The organism is Rhizobium sp. C1 (assembly GCF_021026335.1).
GTDB lineage: Bacteria > Pseudomonadota > Alphaproteobacteria > Rhizobiales > Rhizobiaceae > Ensifer_A.
The window spans coordinates 1-16,910 of sequence record NZ_JAJNCY010000016.1 but is presented as its reverse complement, the minus strand read 5'-3'; the positions used below and the strand labels follow the sequence as shown (position 1 = coordinate 16,910).

Below are 16,910 nucleotides of genomic sequence, written 5' to 3'. Positions count from 1 at the left end.
ATGGAATTTACCTATTCGGACCGTTGCAATGCGCTGAGGCAGCAATTGACGGAGTTCATGGAAGAGCACGTCATCCCGCGCGATCGCCTCTGGCATAAGGAAGTCAAGGCCGGCCAGTATCCGGTTTCGTTCATGGAAGACCTGAAAGCGCTTGCCAGATCACAAGGGCTATGGAACCTGTTTCTGCCGTCGCTGCGCCCCGACGAGCCCGGCCAGGGCCTGAGCAATCTCGACTATGCACCGCTGGCGGAAATCATGGGGAGAGTCTTCTGGTCATCCGAAGTGTTCAATTGTAACGCGCCCGACACCGGCAATATGGAACTCCTGCACATGTTTGCCACGCCGGAGCAATACGAGGCCTGGCTGAAGCCGCTTCTGGCCGGCGATATTCGTTCCGCCTTCTGCATGACGGAACCAGATGTCGCATCCTCCGATGCCACCAATATCCAGACCAGCATCCGGCGTGACGGCGACGAATATGTCATCAATGGCCGCAAGTGGTTCATCACCAACGCCGCCCACCCGAATTGCAAGATCATGATCGTGATGGGCAAGACCGACCCGGAGGCAGAGCCGCACCGGCAGCAGAGCATGGTTCTGGTCCCGCGCGACACGCCCGGCATGACCGTCGTTCGCAACATCAATATCCTCAATCACTTCTCGCCTGAAGGCCATTGCGAGATACGCTTTGAGAATGTGCGCGTTCCAGTCGAAAACCTGCTCGGCACGGAAGGCGATGGCTTCATGATGGCACAGGCTCGGCTGGGGCCCGGCCGCATCCATCATTGCATGCGCTCGATCGGCCAGACGGAAGTCGCCTTCGATCTCATGTGCGACCGCGTGCGGGAGCGCAAGACATTCGGCCGCCATCTGGCCGAACGTGACACCATCCTCGAATGGATCGCCCGCTCGCGCGTTTCCATCGAACAGGCCCGGCTGCTGGTTCTGAAAACCGCATGGATGATCGATCAGGGTGGTGCTCAGAGCGCACGCAAGGAAATCTCCATGATCAAGACATTGATTCCGCAAATGCAGTGTGAAGTCACGGATCGCGCCATCCAGGCTTTCGGCGCCATGGGGCTGAGCCCAGACACCCCCCTTGGCGATATCTTCACCTGGGGCCGCGCCTTGCGCCTGATTGATGGTCCGGACGAAGTTCACCTGCGCTCCATTGGAAGGATGGAGCTGAAGGAACGTGGCAAGACCCTCGGCCAGTCGCTGAAATACCTCTATTCGGAATAGCCAACATGGGGCCATCCTCCCCCCCCCCCGCCGGCTGATGTCAGCGCCTGACGTCAGCCGGGCCGAAGGCCACGATATCGGGCACGTTCGTCGTCAAAAGGATGTCATTTCGTTCTTCGACATCCTGCCAACGTTTCAAAAGTCCCATTTCAATATAGCGCATACCAATGCTAGGGCATCAACTGTCCGCCATTGACGGAAATCACCTGACCGGTGATGAAGTCGGCGGCGGGCGAAGCGAGGAACAGAACGGTTCCCGCGATGTCGTCAGGCGTACCGACCCTCCCGGCCGGGATGCGCTGAATTTCCGCCTCGCGAATTTGAGTCGGGATCGCGCGGGTCATTTCCGTTTCGATGTAGCCTGGGGCGATACAGTTGGCTGTGATGCCCTTGGAAGCATTTTCCAGGGCAATCGATTTCGTCATGCCGATCAGTCCTGCCTTGGCAGCGGCATAATTGGCCTGACCCGCAGCGCCACGCAGCGCATTCATGGAGGTGAGGCTGACGATCTTTCCGGCATTATGGGCGCGCATGCCGGGCAGAACGGCGCGGCAGAAATTGAAGGCGCCGATGAGGTTCACCTCGATGACCGTTCGAAAATCGTCGGGCTCCATCCTGTGCGCGATAGCGTCGCGTGTGATACCCGCGTTGTTGACCAAAAGGCCGATAGTCCCGTCCGTCCCAAGCCGCGCCACGAAGGCCGCAACGGCAGCGTAATCTGTGATGTCCAGCGTTTCGCGGATCGCGCAAACGCCGTCATCATCCGCCCACATGCGGTCAACGCCGGCGACCCGCCAGCCGGCGCCCGTCAGTGCTCGCGCAATTGCTGCGCCAATTCCCCGGCCCGCGCCAGTAACGATGGCGATATCTGAGGGTTGAATGCCGCTCATGGCGCATATGCTCCCGCGACATCCCAATGCCAGAAGGCGCGACCCTCTTCCTGCAGATGTCGGCTAAGCACCATCTTGTGGACCTCGTCGGCGCCATCGACGAGCCTGGCCTGACGTGCATAGCGATAAATCCATTCCAGGACCGTGTCGGTCGAATAGCCGCGGGCGCCGTTGATCTGGATGGCCGTGTCCGCCGCCTTATGCAGCAGGTTCGCCACATGGATTTTCGCCATGGAGATTTCCTTGCGCGCAAAACTGCCGCGATCAAGCTCCCAAGCCGCTTTCATGACCAGCAGGCGGCCGATCTCGATGCCCATCGCCAGATCGCCGAGCATCATCTGGATGCTTTCGCGGTCGGCAAGTCTGATCCCGAAACCGGAGCGCTCCGCCGCATAGGCGGTGGCAATTTCGACGCAGCGCTTGGAGAGACCGAGCCAGCGCATGCAATGCGTGAGGCGCGCCGGGCCTAGCCGGATCTGGGTTGCCTTGAGCCCCCTGCCCTCGCCAAGCAGAACGTTTTCGGCCGGTATTTCAAGGCCATCGAATTCCAGTTCGCAATGGCCGCCATGTTCCTCTGGACCCATGATGCCGATGCGACGCACGATACGCCAGCCGGGCTGGTCCTTATGAAACAGGAAAGCCGTCAGTCCATTGCGGGCATCATCGGATGTGCGGGCAATCAGGATGAAATGGCTCGCATCCTCAGCGCCCGTAATGAACCACTTGCGACCGCGCACCACATATTTGTCGCCCACCTTCTCGGCGAAGGTGCGCATCATCGACGGGTCGGAGCCGCCGCCAGGATGGGGTTCGGTCATGGCGAAGGCGGATCTGACGAGGCCATCTTCGATGGGCCTCAGCCAACGTTCCTTCTGCGCCGGAGTGGCTACCGCATCCAGCAGCATCATGTTCCCATCATCCGGGGCGGCGGAATTCAAACAGGCCGGGCCGAAGATCGAACGGTTCATTTCCTCGTAGCAGACCGCCATGCCCACACGACCGATATCCGGTTTGTGCGGGCGATTGAGTTGCAGGGTCCAAAGGCCCTCAGCCTTCGCCTTGGCGCGGATTTGGTCGAGCAGGTCGGTGCGTATATTGCCATGGGGGTCGTAAGCCGTTGGATCAGCTTCCAACGGCAAAATATTCGCTTCGACAAAGGACGCTATGCCTTTTCTCAGATTCTCGATGGCGGGAGAAATTTCGAAATCCATGGTGCCCTCACAGTGAAGAAACGAGATGGCCGCCGTCGACGGCGATCACGGAACCAGTCATGTAGCTTCCGGCATCGGAAGCCAGAAGTAGAAGCGGGGCGTCGAGTTCGGCAGCGGTGCCGAGCCGACGTTGCGGTATTCGCTTGATAAGGGCCTTGCCTGCGTCGGAGGCAAAGAAATCGGCATTCAAAGGCGTTTCAATATAACCCGGGCAGAGCGCGTTGACGCGGATGCCGAAGCGGGCCCATTCCAGCGCGAGCGACTTTGTCAATTGGACGACGGCTGCTTTCGATGCTGCATAGGCGGAAAGGTGGTTGGCCACGCGCAGCCCCAGTATGGAGGCGATATTGATGATCGACCCGGGTCTACCAGTTGCGCGCATCGCCCGCGCTGCTTCTCTTGCGACATGGAAAACACCGTTGAGATTGGTTTCGACAATCCGCTCAAAGGCGCCGTCCGCCATGTCCAGTGCGGGCTCGCTTGCGGTGACGCCGGCATTGTTGACGACGATATCGAACGGGATGGCGAGTGCAGCTTTGACGGAGGCGGGGGATGCCACGTCAAGCGCCACTCCCTGCGCGGCGCCTCCCGACGCGCTCAAACTCGCTGCCTCCTGCGAAACGATGTCGAGCCGCCGGGCCGCCAGCGTCACATGGCAACCGTGCTGTACGAGCACGCGTGCAAAGTGAAGGCCGAGACCACTCGACGCGCCTGTCACCAGCGCCTTCTTCCCCGAAAGGTCCTCAAACATATCGACCGTCCTCAAAATCGAGCGAGCGTTCGTTTTTATTATATGCCTTTCCGTTTGATTGCAATGCGGTTTCGTATAAGAAGATGGCATCACTTTCTGGAAGTTCGGCATGCAGGACACGGCGACAGGTAAGGATGAAGACTACGCGCCCGAGAGCTTTTCGACCGAGCGTCTCTGCCAGCGGATGCTCGAACGGCATCGCGATGTGATCCGGGTTCAGAAGGACCATCTCGCCGTCAAGAAACTGGTGAAGATTACGAGTGCGGCGCTGGATCTTTCAAACCGTCTAGGCTTTCACGCCATGACGCTACGCGATCTGGCGCGCGAGAGTGGCGTCTCCATGGGAGGGCTCTATTCCTATTTCGACAGCAAGACCACGTTGCTGATGATGGTGCTGATGGAGGTGGGCGTGACCGTTACAGAGGTTTTGGATCATGCGCCGGCCGAGATCAGGGCAGATCCTCGTAGCCATCTTTGCTGGCTGATAGACCGGCATATTCGGCTTACAGAGACGATGCAGCCCTGGTTCGTGTTCTCGTTCATGGAAGCAAAGGCCTTCCCGCAGCCGGCGCGGCGGATGGCTGTCGACAGCGAAGAGGCAACAGAGAAGATGTTCGCCGACGTATTGCAAGCCGGCATAGAGGTCGGTGTATTCAGGACTCCCAGCGCTCAAATGGCCGCCGCTCTGGTCAAGCCGCTTCTGCAAGACTGGTATGTCAAGCGCGCAAAGTATGCGCGCAGGAAAGTTTCCACGTCTGACTATATCGAGTTAGTCACCTCCTTTGTTTTAAAGGCTTTTAATACTGAGTGACTTTTGATTTCCATTGGGAAATGACCCGGCGCGAGCGCGGGTAAAAATTGACTGTATTAAATTATCGGGCTGAGGCTCTTACGATATTCGACAGGGAGTGATCCAACTCGCCCAGCAGGCGGCTCAGTTTGAAGCGTTCCGCTGGTACAGTCCGGAGGGCTCACTCCAAAACCGGCTCAGTTCCGCGTGGAAACCAACAGCTGTATGGTCTGAGAACACTGCTTGCCAGAGGTTTGCGACCCAGGAACCTCCAATATCATCGCTGCATCAGCTTTAGCCGGATTTCCGCCTTGAGCACTTTACCGACACGCGAGCGCGGCAGATCGGCCCAGACTTCGAGCTGTTTCGGGGCCTTGATGCTGCCGATCTGGGCCTTGACGAAGGCGATGAGGGCTTGGGCGTCGATCTTCTTGCCGACCTTCGGCTGGACGACGGCAACGATGCGTTCCCCCCATTTGTCGTCCGGCAGGCCGACGACAGCGCAGTCGAGAACGTCGTCGTGCTGTGCCAGCGCCTGCTCGACCTCGACGGAATAGACGTTGAAGCCGCCGGTGATGATCATATCCTTGGCGCGATCGACGATGTAAAGGAAGTTGTCCTCGTCGAGATAGCCGATGTCGCCGGTATGGTGCCAGCCATGAGCGAAGGCTTCTGCCGTCGCAGCCGGGTTGTTGTAATAGCCCTTCATGACCAGCGAGCTGCGCAGCACCACCTCACCGCGCTCGCCGGCGGGCAGCAGCCTGCCCTCGCCATCCATGATGCCGAGCCGCACGAGCGGGCCGGCCCGCCCGGCCGAGCGCAGACGATCCCCGGCAATCGATCCGTCTTCGTTGTAATGGTCTTTAGGCGGCATGACGGTGATCATCATCGGCGCTTCGGTCTGGCCGAAGAATTGCGCCATGGGACCGATGCGCACGAGCGCCTCCTTCAGGCGCGCCACAGAAATCGGGGCTGCGCCATACCAGAAGCATTGCAACGAGGACAGATCGGTCTTGTCGAGATAGGGGCTGTCGAGCAGCATGTAGATCAGCGTCGGCGGCAGGAATGTGTGTGTGATCGCATGCGCCTCGATCAGGCGAGCGAACTCCGCGATATCCGGGCGCGGCATGATGACGATCTGACCGCCGAGCGCCATGACGGGAAAGCAGAGAACGCCGGCAGCGTGCGTCAGTGGTGCAAGGGCGAGATAGCGTGGCCGCCCCTTAAAAGGGTAGCCCATCAGCGTCAGCGCCGACATGATTTCGAGATTGGTGTCGGTCAGCATGACACCCTTTGGTTTGCCGGTCGTTCCGCCCGTGCCTGGGATCATCGCGACATCGTCGAGCGGCGCACGGGAAAACGGGCTGTCGTCCACACCGTCGAGCCAGGCTGAAAGCGATTTGGCAAAGGGCAGTTCCGCATCCAGGCAGACAACCTCAACCAGCTTCGGCAGATCCGGCAGCATCTTCTCCACCATCTCGGCAAAGGCGCTGTGAAAGATCAGAAAGCGGCAATCGAAATTGTCGAGGATATAGCGGTTCTCGTTCGCCTCGTTGCGCGGATTGATGGGACACCAGACAGCCCCTGCCCGCGAAATGCCGAAAACGCAGGAAAAGGCGATGGGGTCGTTCCCCGACAGAATGGCAACCTTGTCGCCTGCCGCAATGCCGCTCGTGACGAGGCTGCGGGCGATGCGGTAGCTTAGAGTTTGCACCTCCGCGTAGCTGTAGTCCCGGCCCGCCATCGTAAGACACGGCTGACCCGCTCCGAGGGACGCACCCGTATCCAGATAATCGACCAGACGCATGCGCATATCCATTGTCGCCATTCCTCAATGTATCCTCTTCGCCAGCCGAGCCCGCTTTTCATCCTTGCGCGGCCGCGGGCTCGCATCTCCAGCAATGTGATCAGTAACCGGTGATCTGCTTGACGAAATCGCGCCGGCTTTCCCAGGGCATGCTGTCCACCTGGGTTGCAACGCCCGCATCTTCAGGCGTCACGAACCAATGGACCTGACGTCCGTCCACGGCCTTGAGTACCGTCTCCGCCACCTGTTCGGGCGTAACATTGACGCCGAGAAGATCGACGGACTTCGCCTTGCTGGCGGCGTCCATCACCATGGGCGTCTTCACATAGGCAACCATGAGGTCGCAGACCCAGATGCCCTTGCCTTCAAGTTCGACATTCAGCGCTTCGGTCAGCCCGCGCACGGCAAACTTGGAGGACGAATAGACCGCCAGATCCGGAATGCCGTAAATGCCCGAGACCGAGCCCATCGTGATGATGCGGGCGTCGCCATGCCGTTCGAGATAGGGCAAGGCGGCGCTGGTGGTATTGATCACGCCCTTTACGTTCACATCGAAGACCGCGTGCAGGCGAGCAAGATCGGCTTCAGCGAAGGGCTTCATTTCCAGAAGACCCGCCGAGTTGAAGATAGCCTTCAGCGAGCCGTTCGGACCGGCAAAATCGGAAAGCGCCGTCTTGATGGAATCCAGATCGGTGACGTTGACGGTATAGGCTTTTGCATTCGCGCCCAGTTCGCCGGCAAGGGCGGCCGCCGCCGCTCCGTTGGTGTCGGCGAGCCCGACGCGCCAGCCCTTGGCGGCAAAGAGTGCGGCCGTCTGCCGGCCGATACCGGAGGCAGCCCCCGTGATGAAGATTGATTCCATCGTGATTTCCTTTCCTGCTTTGAAGCGGTTCGGGAATAGCCGGAGCATTGAACATACCCCGGCTATTCCGGCGGCGGTTTGGGAACGTCAGCCGCTCACGGGACCGGCCGGCCGAGCCAATCGCGGTAGAATGTGTCGATATCCGGCTTGAAATCGTGAACGATCGGATATCCCGGCGGGACCACCTCCACTTCCAGCAACGCGCCGGAAAGCGGATCGTAGTACTCGCGAAGCTGCATCCATTCCGGATCGCAACCCAGCTTGTCGGGATAGATCTCGTTGATCAGTTCCTCGCTGTCGCGCACGAACACCTTGGCATGAAGCTTCCAGTTTTCCTGCACGTCGCAATATTCATAGCCCCAGGTCGACTTGACGACGCGGCGGCCGTCCGGCTTGCGGACCACGAAGAGATGTTCGGCCAGGGGCAGCAGAATGGGATCGTCCCATTCCACGCTTTCCTGCCAGATCTGGACCATCTTGTCGAAACGGTCCGCGTCCTTGAAGCCGCTGATCAGGCCGTGCAGCTTTTCGAAGCTCAGCTTGCCGTCTTTCAGTTCCCGCAAGGTATTGATGTCGTGGGATACACTCATGGCATTCTCCAATAGTTTGTCCGGATGGCAGCGGCTTCAGAACGAGAAGTCGTCTGCGAGGCTCCAGAAGTTGCGGAAATGCGCAGCCCAGCGCGGCGAGAGCTTCATGGAACTCTTGTACATGGCGCGAACCGGCGCGTGGATATGGCCTTCCAGAACCCGCTCGCGCTCACGCGCGATGAAGTCCTTGGTGTCGACCGCACGTTCAAGACGACGCTTGCGCATCGCTGTGCGTTCGGCCTGCGTCGCCGCCACATCGGCCTGCAACCTGCCGTCCGCCCCCTTGGTGAGCACGACGCCGTAGATGGGCTTGGCGAAGCGCTCCAGGAGTTCACCGCCATTGACATCGGCGGCCACCGAGGCCGGATCGCGCTCCAGCGGATCGCCCAGACCCGGACCGCCGCGCTGGACGGAAGCATAGAGGTCATATTCGCCGAAGGGATGCGGGCCGGTCATCTGGTTGAGGTCGAAGACCTCGTCGCCCTTGACCATGGCGCTAATGGCGCTGTTTTCGGGATCGCCGTCGAGCGTCGGATAAGGCGCCTTGTTCGCCGCCAGTTCCTTCATGTTGGAGTTGTGGACGTTATGGCGATAGCCGGAATTACCCGGATAACCGCCGAACACGCCTGCAGAGGAGAAGACGTGGCCTTCGCCGGCGCTGAAGAGGATCTGCGACTCGGTCTTGAATAGCATGCGCAGGCTTTCAGCCCCGCAGCCACCGCGATACTTACCCGCGCCCGACGTGTTGGCCTTGCGGCCACGACCGAGATAAAGCAGCGGTTCGAGATGCTCCCAGGTCTCGACCTCGCCCATGTCGCCTTCGGGGTTCCACATGGCGGCGCATGTCGCCTCCCCGTCCTTGACATAGGCCGCACCGGTGCCCTGGCAGGAGATTTCGAAGTTCGTGAAGGCGGAAGGCTGGCCGAAATGGTTGATCCCCCCACCCTGCAACAGGTTCCAGGTGCAGGGATAGGAGGCGGAAATCTCCTCCAGATAGCCGCGCGCGAAATAAGACCGCGCCAGGCTGCGGACAAAGCCGGTGAAGCTCGGAATCAGGAAGAACCAGGTGAGCGTCGTCGAGACCTTGTCATAGTCCGGATTGCACCACGACCCCTTCGGCAGTTCAATGGACGTGGCGTAATAGGCCCCGTCATTGATCTTGTCCGAATTCCAGAGCGTCTGGGTGAGCTGAACCCACATGGCGCCCTGCATGGGTGACGGCGCGCAGTTGAACGAGTGGTAGTCCCACTGGTTCGCCCCGTCGAAGCTCAGCCCCAGATGTCCGTCGCCGGTGATCTTCATGCGCAGCGGCGCATGCATCATCGTGTCCTTGCGGGCGAGAGGATGCACCGTCTCGTCGTTCTTCCAGGGCAGATCGATGAAGGTCGGCGCTTCGTATTCGCCAGGAAAGCCCATCTGCTTGACCTTGCCGATCAGCGTGCGGCGGCCCTCTTCGACGGCCTCGCGAATGAAGGCCTTGTAGGTGTCGAGACCGACTTCCTCGATCGTGCGATAGACCTGTTCGCGGACGAGCTGGCAGCCGGTGAGACGGGTCTTTTCGTCCAGCACCCAGTACATTTCGGCGCGAACATTGTCGCGGCAACGCTGGAGATAGTCCTCGTGGAAGAGGTCATTGGTGCCGACAAGCTCGGCCGAGACCAGGAGGCCATCGCCATAGCGGTCGGCATGGCCGTAGCACATGGAACCCGGCTGGATGCCGCCGACATCGATTTCATGGGTGACGCCGCCGGCCCAGCCGATCAGCTCGTTTTCCCAGAAGATCGGGATCAGCGTATGCACATCGGCAGTGTGAACGTCGCCGATCATCGAGTTGTTGTTGCAGAACACATGTCCCGGCGCGATGCCCGGATTCTGCTCATAATTGTTGCGGATCATGTATTTGATCGCATCCGCCATCGTGTGCACATGCACGATGATGCCGGTGGAGAGCGCAACGGATTCGCCTTCCGGCGTATAGAGCGCGAAGGAGAGTTCGCCGATTTCCTTCACGATCGGCGAGGCCGAGATGTTGAGCGCGGTGGAGCGCGCATTCACCAGACCGCCGCGCAGATGCGAGAAGATCTTTTCATAGAGGATCGGCTGGCCGGTGCGGATCTTCAGATCCTTGAGACCCTGGTAATGCCCGGTCCGGTCGAAGATGTCGTCCGACTCCTTCAGCATCTGGCGAAGGGTCTTGCCTTCCCAGCCGATATTTTCGATGCGGCTGTCTACAGCTTGTACTTTGTTCAACATGATGGTCGTCCTTTCCGGTCAGTCTTCGAGGTGACGCAGGTGGAAGATGAGGTGCTGGTCGAGCCGGGCTTCAGCACCGGGCGGAACCATGAATGTCGTGGAAGAGGCCTCAATGACGGCCGGGCCCGTGATGACATTGCCGGGCAGAAGCTCGTCCATGTCGAAGATACGGGCATCGTGCCATTTGCCGTTTCGATAGATCGGGCGGATCTCCTTGAGGGCATCGGCAGTGGGCTCGGGGCCATGCAAGGGGAAGTTCGGCAGCGCCGGCTTCATCACCTTCACGACACCACGCACCAGAACGTTGGTGACAAGGTAGCCGAGTTCGGGGGATTTCGCCGAGCGGGAGAATTCCTTCGAATAGGCAGCCTCGAAGCGCTCGATGATCTCGCGGATGTCGTCCACCGAACGGATCGCCTGGAAGGGCAGCTCGATTTCCACATCGTTGAGCTGGCCGACATATTGCACGCGCAGGCAATGCCGATATTCGATCTGGCCGGCCTCGACGCCGGACTTGGCGAACTCGTCCTTCACCTTGGCGCGAAGCCCTTCCCAGCCGGCATTGACCGCGCCGGAAAGCAGGTCGAAACCTTGCTCGAAAGCGGCCGGTGCAAGATCAGGGCTGGCTGTGGCCACATTGACCGTGCGGTCGAGGCGGTATTCGAAATCTGCGCAGGCGCAGCCGAAGGCCGAGAAGCCCGCCGCCCAGGCCGGAACCAGCACGTCGGCGAAGTTCAGTCCCTTGGTATAGCCGGCGACATGCATTGGCCCGCCGCCGCCATAGGAAAACAGCGTGTAATCCTCCGGCGAGTAGCCCTTGCCGAAGACGCGGGCATAGACTTCGTTACGCAGGTGGTTTTCGAAAAGCTGGAGAACGCCTTCCGCCGCATCATACGGGTCGAGACCCAGCGGATCGGCAATGCGTTCCTTGATCGCCTGATAGCTGCGCTCCTTGTTGAGGATGACCTCGCCCCCGAGGAAGTTGTTCGGATTGAGATTGCCGAGGATGATGTTGCAATCCGAAAGCGTCGGCGTGTCGACCCCGCCCTGCTCGAAGCACATGCCGATGCGCGAGCCGGCGCTGTCCGGTCCGAACTCGATGCGTTTGGAGATCGGGTCGAGGCGGACATAGGAACCCGTGCCGGCACCGACCGAGTCGATATCGACCAGCGGCAGCTTGAGCACGAAACGCGCCATATCCGGCTGCGTCTTGGTGGTGAATTCGCCGCCGGTGATGAGACCGAGGTCGAAAGACGTGCCACCGATATCCGAGCAGACGATGTTGCCAATGCCGAGTTCGGCGCCCAGATAGCGCGCACCAACCATGCCTCCGATCGGACCGGAGATCAGCGTGCGGGCAAGCTCGCGCGCTTCCGTCGAGATCGTGCCACCATGCGAGGCCATGACGCGGAGTTCGAACTGCCCGCCGAAATTCTTCGCACGGTCGGCGATCTTCTGGAACTGGCCGCGTGACGGTTCGGCCGCATAGGCCTCGATCGTCACGGTGTTGAGCCGGGCGAAATCCTGCATGACCGGATAAAGCTCGGACGAGAGATAGATCGGAACGCTCTTGCCCTTGCGCTGCATGACCTTGAGCGCCGCTTCCTTGACGGCGTTTTCATGCGCGCCGTTGACATAGGAGAACAGCAGGTTGACGACGATGCCCTCGACATCCATGTCGAGAAGCTCGGCGACGGCTGCCTCTGCCTCGTGTTCGTAAAGCGGAATGGCTTCGGTGCCGAAGAGATCGATGCGGCCGCGCACGCCCTTCATCCGCTCGCGGGGCACCAGCGGCTGGTTGTGACGATGTGTCGAGACCTTGAGACGATCCTGATAGGAATAGCCCAGATAGGTCTGGATGCCGCGTTCGAGCTGGAAGTAATCCTCCATGCCGGCCGTCACGATGACGCCCAGGCGGCGGCCCTTGCGCTCGAGAAGGCGGTTGAGCATCGACGTACCGGAATAGATGCCGGTCGCCACTTTCGGAAACACCGCTTCCGGGGCCTGCCCCCATTGCGCCAGTGCGTCCTCCACCGAGCGGCCGAAGCCGATCGATTCATCGGCGGGCGTCGTCTGCGCCTTGCCGACGACGAAACGTCCCGTGTCATCGACGAAGAACGTATCCGTCATGGTGCCACCGGCATCCATGGACATGATGAATTGATTCATTGTTGAAAAGCCTCCCTTTTGCCAGACAGGGAGAAAAGGCGACACGCTGCCCGCACGACGTTAAAACGCCTTGCGACCATCACAGAACCGACGCGAGCCTCCTCCCAGAGACGGAGCCGGCGATCCGCAAGGCTCCTCCCTCACGATCCCGGCATGAGAGGAAGAGTGTCAGGTTAGCGGCAGGCGATATTGAAGGATCGGGTTAGCGATTTTGTACAATTCCACCGCACGGCCGAAGGACGAGAGAGACTGAAGGGAACGCCGCGCGGTCTGGTTAGAGGCGTCGCAGGTTGCCCGGCGTCTGGCCTGTTGCCTTCTTCATGACGCGGGTCATATGCGCCTGATCGCTGAAGCCGGTCAGGAAGGCGATTTCGGCGAGCGAGAGCCGCGTGTCGTTGATCAGCGCCATGGCGCGATGCACCCGCCGCATCAGCACGAATTGCCAGGGGCTTTGTTCGAAAGCGGCCTTAAAACGGCGCGGAAAGGTGTGCTCGCAAAGACCCGCCGTATTGGCGAGATCGGCAAGACTGAAATTCTTGGCGAGATTGGCTTCCACAAAATCGATCACGCGCTGACGTTGCGCGCCCGTCAGCGTCGTCCCCGCATCGACGCTATCCCGGCTCGCCCTGTCGCAGATGTGGTGATTGCGCAGGACCTGAAGCGTGAGCGCCTGTGACAAAAGATCCGTCAGAAGCCGCGATCCGGAGGCGCCATTGCGCAATTCCGCTTCGAGCGCATCAGTGAGCGCCAGCAGCGACGAATCTTCGATACAGAGATCGTCGATCGCGTGGAAATGGCGATACTCGCTCTCGAAGGCACGCAAGGCCATTTTTGACATCAGGTCTTTCGACAGATAGAAATGCGAGACCTCGATATTGCCGTCCCATTCCCAATCGGAAGACCGGTCGACACCGAGCATTGAGATCGTGCCCGGCTTTACAAAGCCTTCACGCCAGTTCGTTTCCACCTTGCGGCGCATGCGCGTTTGTCCGCGCCGATAGACCACCATCAGGATACTGTCGATCCCTGGAGCCGCAACGGTCGAAGCGCCGTAGGCAATATCGCGAAAGAAAACACTGCGGCCCGCCGCATCGCCCGAGTCCGCCTCTGCTACGATCTCGCCCGGCGCAAACCGTATGACGTCCTCGGGCCGGATGCTTTTTCGCAGATCGACCTGCGAAACCAGTTCCACCATCATATCCTCCCGCGTCCAATCCAACGGATTCGGGTCTCCCCACCCGTTACGCAGAGCTTGGACGATACTCCCGTTCAGACTTTTGTCAATTCTGACAGGTTGTACAGCTTTGGCGACAGTACACGGCCAGCTTGAACAGCCTTCATCCTCGGCAATCCCCTTTCCTCTTTCGCAGCGGGTTTCCCATCTGCAAAACAATGACGGCCGCAGGTTGCCCCGCGGCCGCTTAAGGTCAGATCAGGCTGCAGGCATTACGCCGTAAAGCCGCCATCCACGACAAGATCGGAGCCAGTCACATAGCTTGCATCATCAGAGGCAAGGAAGGCGATGGCCGAGGCGATCTCCTCCGGCCGGCCGAAGCGACCCATCGGGATGCGCGCAATTGTCCCGGCAGAAGCCGCATCAGCGGCTTCGTTACCCAAAGCCGTCAGGGCGTCCGAAACCAGCTTTGTTTCAACAAAGCCAGGGCAGACAGAATTGACGCGGATGTTGTAGCCCGAACGCGCGCAGAGAATGGCGGTCGATTTGGTGAAGATGCGGACTGCACCCTTGCTCGCATTATAGGCTGGAAGCGCCGGATCGCCCACGAAGCCCTCAATCGAAGCCACATTGACAATGGAACCGCCACGCGGCTTCAGCCGCTCCACGGCAATCTTTGTTCCGAGGAAGACGCCGTTGAGGTTGACATCAATGGTCTTCAGCCACCGCTCGTAGGTCATCGTCTCGATCGTTTCGAAATGACCGATGCCCGCATTGTTGACCACGACGTCGACAGGGCCGAGTTGTTTCGAAACCGCATCGAAGACCTGCGCCCAGGAGGCTTCGTCAGTTACGTCCTGTTCCAGGAACAGGCTATTGCCACCGAGTTCGGCCGCTGCAGCATTGCCCCCCGCTATGTCGCGGTCGGTGATCGCGACCTTTGCGCCTTCCTCGGCAAAACGCTTGGCCGTGGCAAAGCCAAGCCCTTTCGCGGCACCTGTGATCAGGACAACCTTGCCTGAAAATCTGCTCATCGTTTCCTCCTGGATAACTGTTGTTGATTGTTGAGCCATCCGCGCTGGCGCGAAATGAAAAGAAGAGGCCCTCGACGCAGTGCAGCGCTTGCTCCATGGTCAACAGTCGCAGGCACAAGCTTTCGCGACCGGCGCGTTCACGAAAGACCCCGAAGGGAAGGTTCAGGCCTCTTCAATCGACGCCATGATCCGGGGAAGGAACCCGATTGAATTGAACAATTCGGTGAGATGTTTTGAATAAAAGCGGAGCGCGGCCAGTAGCAATCGTTCTTGAATTAAGCGGATAAAGCCGTAAAACACGCCGACTCTCACGCCCACAACCCATTGTTTTAAATTATCTTTTCAGAATATTCTCAAACAAGGCCGGTTCGGGCACCGCATAATTGAGTGCTTCGATCCGCCACCATCAAAAGACGATGAGGTATTTCAGAGCACCAACAGCTCCGTTTTGTTTAACCATTCATTATGTGTGGCTTGATATTTTTCGCCTCTATACGGTCACTCTCAAGGGGGAATCTGCATGTTTTGGGGCAAGGCAAAGGCGGACGCGAAAGACTTTCAGAGCAAGTATGAGACAGCACAGGAGCGGCTCGATCTTCTAGACGGGTACTGTGGCGTTGGACTTTGGGAAGCATATTTGCCTGAGGCAAACGGCCAGCATCCGCAATCGCGCTGGCGTTATTCCTCCGAACTGAGACGGTTGACTGGTTATACAGAAGCAGATTTTCCAGACACGCTGGAAGCCTGGGTGACGAAAGCCCACCCTGAAGATCTGGAGCGTGTGTTCACCGGTCTCGCCCAGTTTTTGACCGACAAGAGCGGCAAGGCGCGCTACGAAGAGACCTTCCGGATCAAGGTCAAGGACGGCTCCTATCGCTGGTTCCGCTCGACGTCGGGCTCCCGCTATCTTCCCGATGGGACGACCGTGCGGCTTTGTGGCACCTTCACCGACATTCATGACCAGGTGCTGCTGCGCGAACGCTCTGAGGCGGCCACACGCGAGGATCAGGAAACCATCGCGGCCCTTCGCACGGCGATGACCGCACTGGCGGCTGGCGACCTGACTTATCGTATCGACACCGCGATGCCGGCAAAGGCGGAAGTTTTGAAGCGGGACTTCAATACGGCGACCCAGCAGCTTGAAGACGTCATCACTTCCGTGATCGAAGCTGTTCACAGCATCAGCAACGGCTCCTCCGAAATCAGTCGCTCGTCGGATGAAGTCTCGCGCCGCACAGAGCAGCAGGCAAGTTCGCTCGAAGAAACTGCCGCCGCCATCGAAGAAATCACCTCGACGGTTCAGCGCACTGCGCAGAACACCAACGAACTGGCCTCCGCCGCGACCAAGACCCGCCATGCCGCCGAGCATTCGGGCAGCGTTGTGCAGAGCGCCATCGCCGCCATGTCGCAGATCGAGCATTCTTCCGGCCAGATTAACCAGATCATCGGCGTCATCGACGACATCGCGTTCCAGACCAACCTTCTGGCGCTCAATGCCGGTGTTGAAGCGGCTCGCGCCGGCGAAGCCGGCAAGGGCTTTGCGGTCGTCGCTCAGGAAGTGCGCGAACTCGCACAACGCTCGGCCAATGCCGCCAAGGAAATCAAGCAGCTCATCTCAACCTCGAGCGATCAGGTCGGCAAGGGCGTGGGCCTCGTCGGCGAAACCGGACGGGCGCTTGAAACGATCGTCAGCGAAATTGCCGGTATTACGAGCCTGATCTCCGATGTTGCGCAATCGGCCAAGGAACAGGCGACGGGCGTGCGCGAAATCAACACGGCCGTCAACCAGATGGACCAGATGACACAGCAGAACGCCGCGATGGTTTCCAACACGGCAAATGCCAGCCATACGCTCGCTTCGGAAGCTGCGCATCTGGCCGAGCTGGTCTCGCGCCTCAAGGTAGGACGCGCGCAGCAGCAGAACGACAGAAGTAGACGAGTAGCGTAAGCACGACGAGGGTATCTCTAGTCCCCTGACTTGAGCCCCTGTACGCCAAAAAGCCCGCCGGATTTCTCCATGGCGGGCTTTTTTTGGTGGTTGAGAGGTTGGTTGCGGGGGCAGGATTTGAACCTGCGGCCTTCAGGTTATGAGCCTGACGAGCTACCGGGCTGCTCCACCCCGCGTTATGTTTTAAAA

At 59.6% G+C, this 16,910-nt stretch carries 13 protein-coding genes and 1 tRNA gene; 3 read left to right on the top strand and 11 right to left on the bottom strand.

The features are described 5' to 3' along the window. Window positions 1-1,242 (top strand): acyl-CoA dehydrogenase family protein, encoded by a 1,242-nt coding sequence (locus tag LQK83_RS21395; RefSeq protein WP_230839515.1) that lies wholly within the window; start codon window positions 1-3, stop codon window positions 1,240-1,242. 170 nt (window positions 1,243-1,412) lie between these two features. Here the strand turns inward: LQK83_RS21395 and LQK83_RS21390 are convergent, their stop codons facing one another. The 3 genes from LQK83_RS21390 to LQK83_RS21380 are packed head-to-tail and all read right to left on the bottom strand — an operon-like array spanning window position 1,413 to window position 4,094. Then, window positions 1,413-2,132 carry an SDR family oxidoreductase gene (locus LQK83_RS21390; protein WP_230839514.1) on the bottom strand — a complete coding sequence of 240 codons (720 nt, stop codon included), beginning with the start codon at window positions 2,130-2,132 and terminating at the stop codon, window positions 1,413-1,415. Beyond that, a complete protein-coding gene (locus LQK83_RS21385; RefSeq protein ID WP_230839513.1) occupies window positions 2,129-3,343 on the bottom strand; it encodes an acyl-CoA dehydrogenase family protein in 1,215 nt (404 codons plus the stop codon). Before LQK83_RS21385 ends, LQK83_RS21390 begins: the two co-directional genes overlap by 4 nt. A gap of 7 nt (window positions 3,344-3,350) precedes the next feature. After that, window positions 3,351-4,094 carry an SDR family NAD(P)-dependent oxidoreductase gene (locus LQK83_RS21380; protein WP_230839528.1) on the bottom strand — a complete coding sequence of 248 codons (744 nt, stop codon included), beginning with the start codon at window positions 4,092-4,094 and terminating at the stop codon, window positions 3,351-3,353. Window positions 4,095-4,203: 109 nt separating this feature from the next. Between LQK83_RS21380 and LQK83_RS21375 the strand changes: the two genes are divergently transcribed. After that, complete coding sequence (locus LQK83_RS21375) at window positions 4,204-4,905, top strand: TetR/AcrR family transcriptional regulator (RefSeq protein ID WP_230839512.1); 702 nt, start codon at window positions 4,204-4,206, stop codon at window positions 4,903-4,905. A gap of 256 nt (window positions 4,906-5,161) precedes the next feature. Here LQK83_RS21375 and LQK83_RS21370 read toward each other — a convergent pair whose 3' ends face one another. The 7 genes from LQK83_RS21370 to LQK83_RS21340 form a co-directional block, all read right to left on the bottom strand. After that, window positions 5,162-6,712, bottom strand: coding sequence for an AMP-binding protein (locus tag LQK83_RS21370; RefSeq protein WP_230839511.1), 1,551 nt, complete (start codon window positions 6,710-6,712; stop codon window positions 5,162-5,164). Between the two features lie 79 nt (window positions 6,713-6,791). Further along, complete coding sequence (locus LQK83_RS21365; protein ID WP_230839510.1) at window positions 6,792-7,553, bottom strand: SDR family oxidoreductase; 762 nt, start codon at window positions 7,551-7,553, stop codon at window positions 6,792-6,794. 95 nt (window positions 7,554-7,648) lie between these two features. Beyond that, window positions 7,649-8,143, bottom strand: coding sequence for an acetone carboxylase subunit gamma (locus LQK83_RS21360; protein WP_230839509.1), 495 nt, complete (start codon window positions 8,141-8,143; stop codon window positions 7,649-7,651). A gap of 36 nt (window positions 8,144-8,179) precedes the next feature. Then, the gene (locus LQK83_RS21355) at window positions 8,180-10,396 is read right to left on the bottom strand and encodes a hydantoinase B/oxoprolinase family protein (RefSeq protein WP_230839508.1); all 2,217 of its coding nucleotides are present in this window, start codon (window positions 10,394-10,396) and stop codon (window positions 8,180-8,182) included. Between the two features lie 18 nt (window positions 10,397-10,414). Next, window positions 10,415-12,565 (bottom strand): hydantoinase/oxoprolinase family protein, encoded by a 2,151-nt coding sequence (locus LQK83_RS21350; RefSeq protein WP_230839507.1) that lies wholly within the window; start codon window positions 12,563-12,565, stop codon window positions 10,415-10,417. Between the two features lie 274 nt (window positions 12,566-12,839). Further along, window positions 12,840-13,760, bottom strand: a complete 921-nt coding sequence (locus LQK83_RS21345) for a helix-turn-helix domain-containing protein (RefSeq protein ID WP_230839506.1) — start codon at window positions 13,758-13,760, stop codon at window positions 12,840-12,842. A 251-nt stretch (window positions 13,761-14,011) separates the two neighbouring features. Continuing rightward, a complete protein-coding gene (locus LQK83_RS21340) occupies window positions 14,012-14,773 on the bottom strand; it encodes an SDR family NAD(P)-dependent oxidoreductase (RefSeq protein WP_230839505.1) in 762 nt (253 codons plus the stop codon). Between the two features lie 637 nt (window positions 14,774-15,410). Here LQK83_RS21340 and LQK83_RS21335 point away from each other — a divergent pair. Beyond that, window positions 15,411-16,721: a methyl-accepting chemotaxis protein gene (locus LQK83_RS21335; protein ID WP_230839504.1), complete on the top strand. Its 1,311-nt coding sequence runs from the start codon at window positions 15,411-15,413 to the stop codon at window positions 16,719-16,721. 99 nt (window positions 16,722-16,820) lie between these two features. Here the strand turns inward: LQK83_RS21335 and LQK83_RS21330 are convergent. After that, window positions 16,821-16,897, bottom strand: a tRNA-Met gene (locus LQK83_RS21330). Window positions 16,898-16,910: the final 13 nt, after the last annotated feature.

What these genes read in the sequence shown, in the direction of transcription:
- LQK83_RS21380 (WP_230839528.1), bottom strand. Translation starts at nt 4,094, where the DNA reads ATGTTTGAGGACCTTTCGGGGAAGAAGGCGCTGGTGACAGGCGCGTCG.
- LQK83_RS21365 (WP_230839510.1), bottom strand. Translation starts at nt 7,553, where the DNA reads ATGGAATCAATCTTCATCACGGGGGCTGCCTCCGGTATCGGCCGGCAG.
- LQK83_RS21345 (WP_230839506.1), bottom strand. Translation starts at nt 13,760, where the DNA reads ATGGTGGAACTGGTTTCGCAGGTCGATCTGCGAAAAAGCATCCGGCCC.
- LQK83_RS21355 (WP_230839508.1), bottom strand. Translation starts at nt 10,396, where the DNA reads ATGTTGAACAAAGTACAAGCTGTAGACAGCCGCATCGAAAATATCGGC.
- LQK83_RS21370 (WP_230839511.1), bottom strand. Translation starts at nt 6,712, where the DNA reads ATGGCGACAATGGATATGCGCATGCGTCTGGTCGATTATCTGGATACG.
- LQK83_RS21385 (WP_230839513.1), bottom strand. Translation starts at nt 3,343, where the DNA reads ATGGATTTCGAAATTTCTCCCGCCATCGAGAATCTGAGAAAAGGCATA.
- LQK83_RS21340 (WP_230839505.1), bottom strand. Translation starts at nt 14,773, where the DNA reads ATGAGCAGATTTTCAGGCAAGGTTGTCCTGATCACAGGTGCCGCGAAA.
- LQK83_RS21375 (WP_230839512.1), top strand. Translation starts at nt 4,204, where the DNA reads ATGCAGGACACGGCGACAGGTAAGGATGAAGACTACGCGCCCGAGAGC.
- LQK83_RS21395 (WP_230839515.1), top strand. Translation starts at nt 1, where the DNA reads ATGGAATTTACCTATTCGGACCGTTGCAATGCGCTGAGGCAGCAATTG.
- LQK83_RS21360 (WP_230839509.1), bottom strand. Translation starts at nt 8,143, where the DNA reads ATGAGTGTATCCCACGACATCAATACCTTGCGGGAACTGAAAGACGGC.
- LQK83_RS21350 (WP_230839507.1), bottom strand. Translation starts at nt 12,565, where the DNA reads ATGAATCAATTCATCATGTCCATGGATGCCGGTGGCACCATGACGGAT.
- LQK83_RS21390 (WP_230839514.1), bottom strand. Translation starts at nt 2,132, where the DNA reads ATGAGCGGCATTCAACCCTCAGATATCGCCATCGTTACTGGCGCGGGC.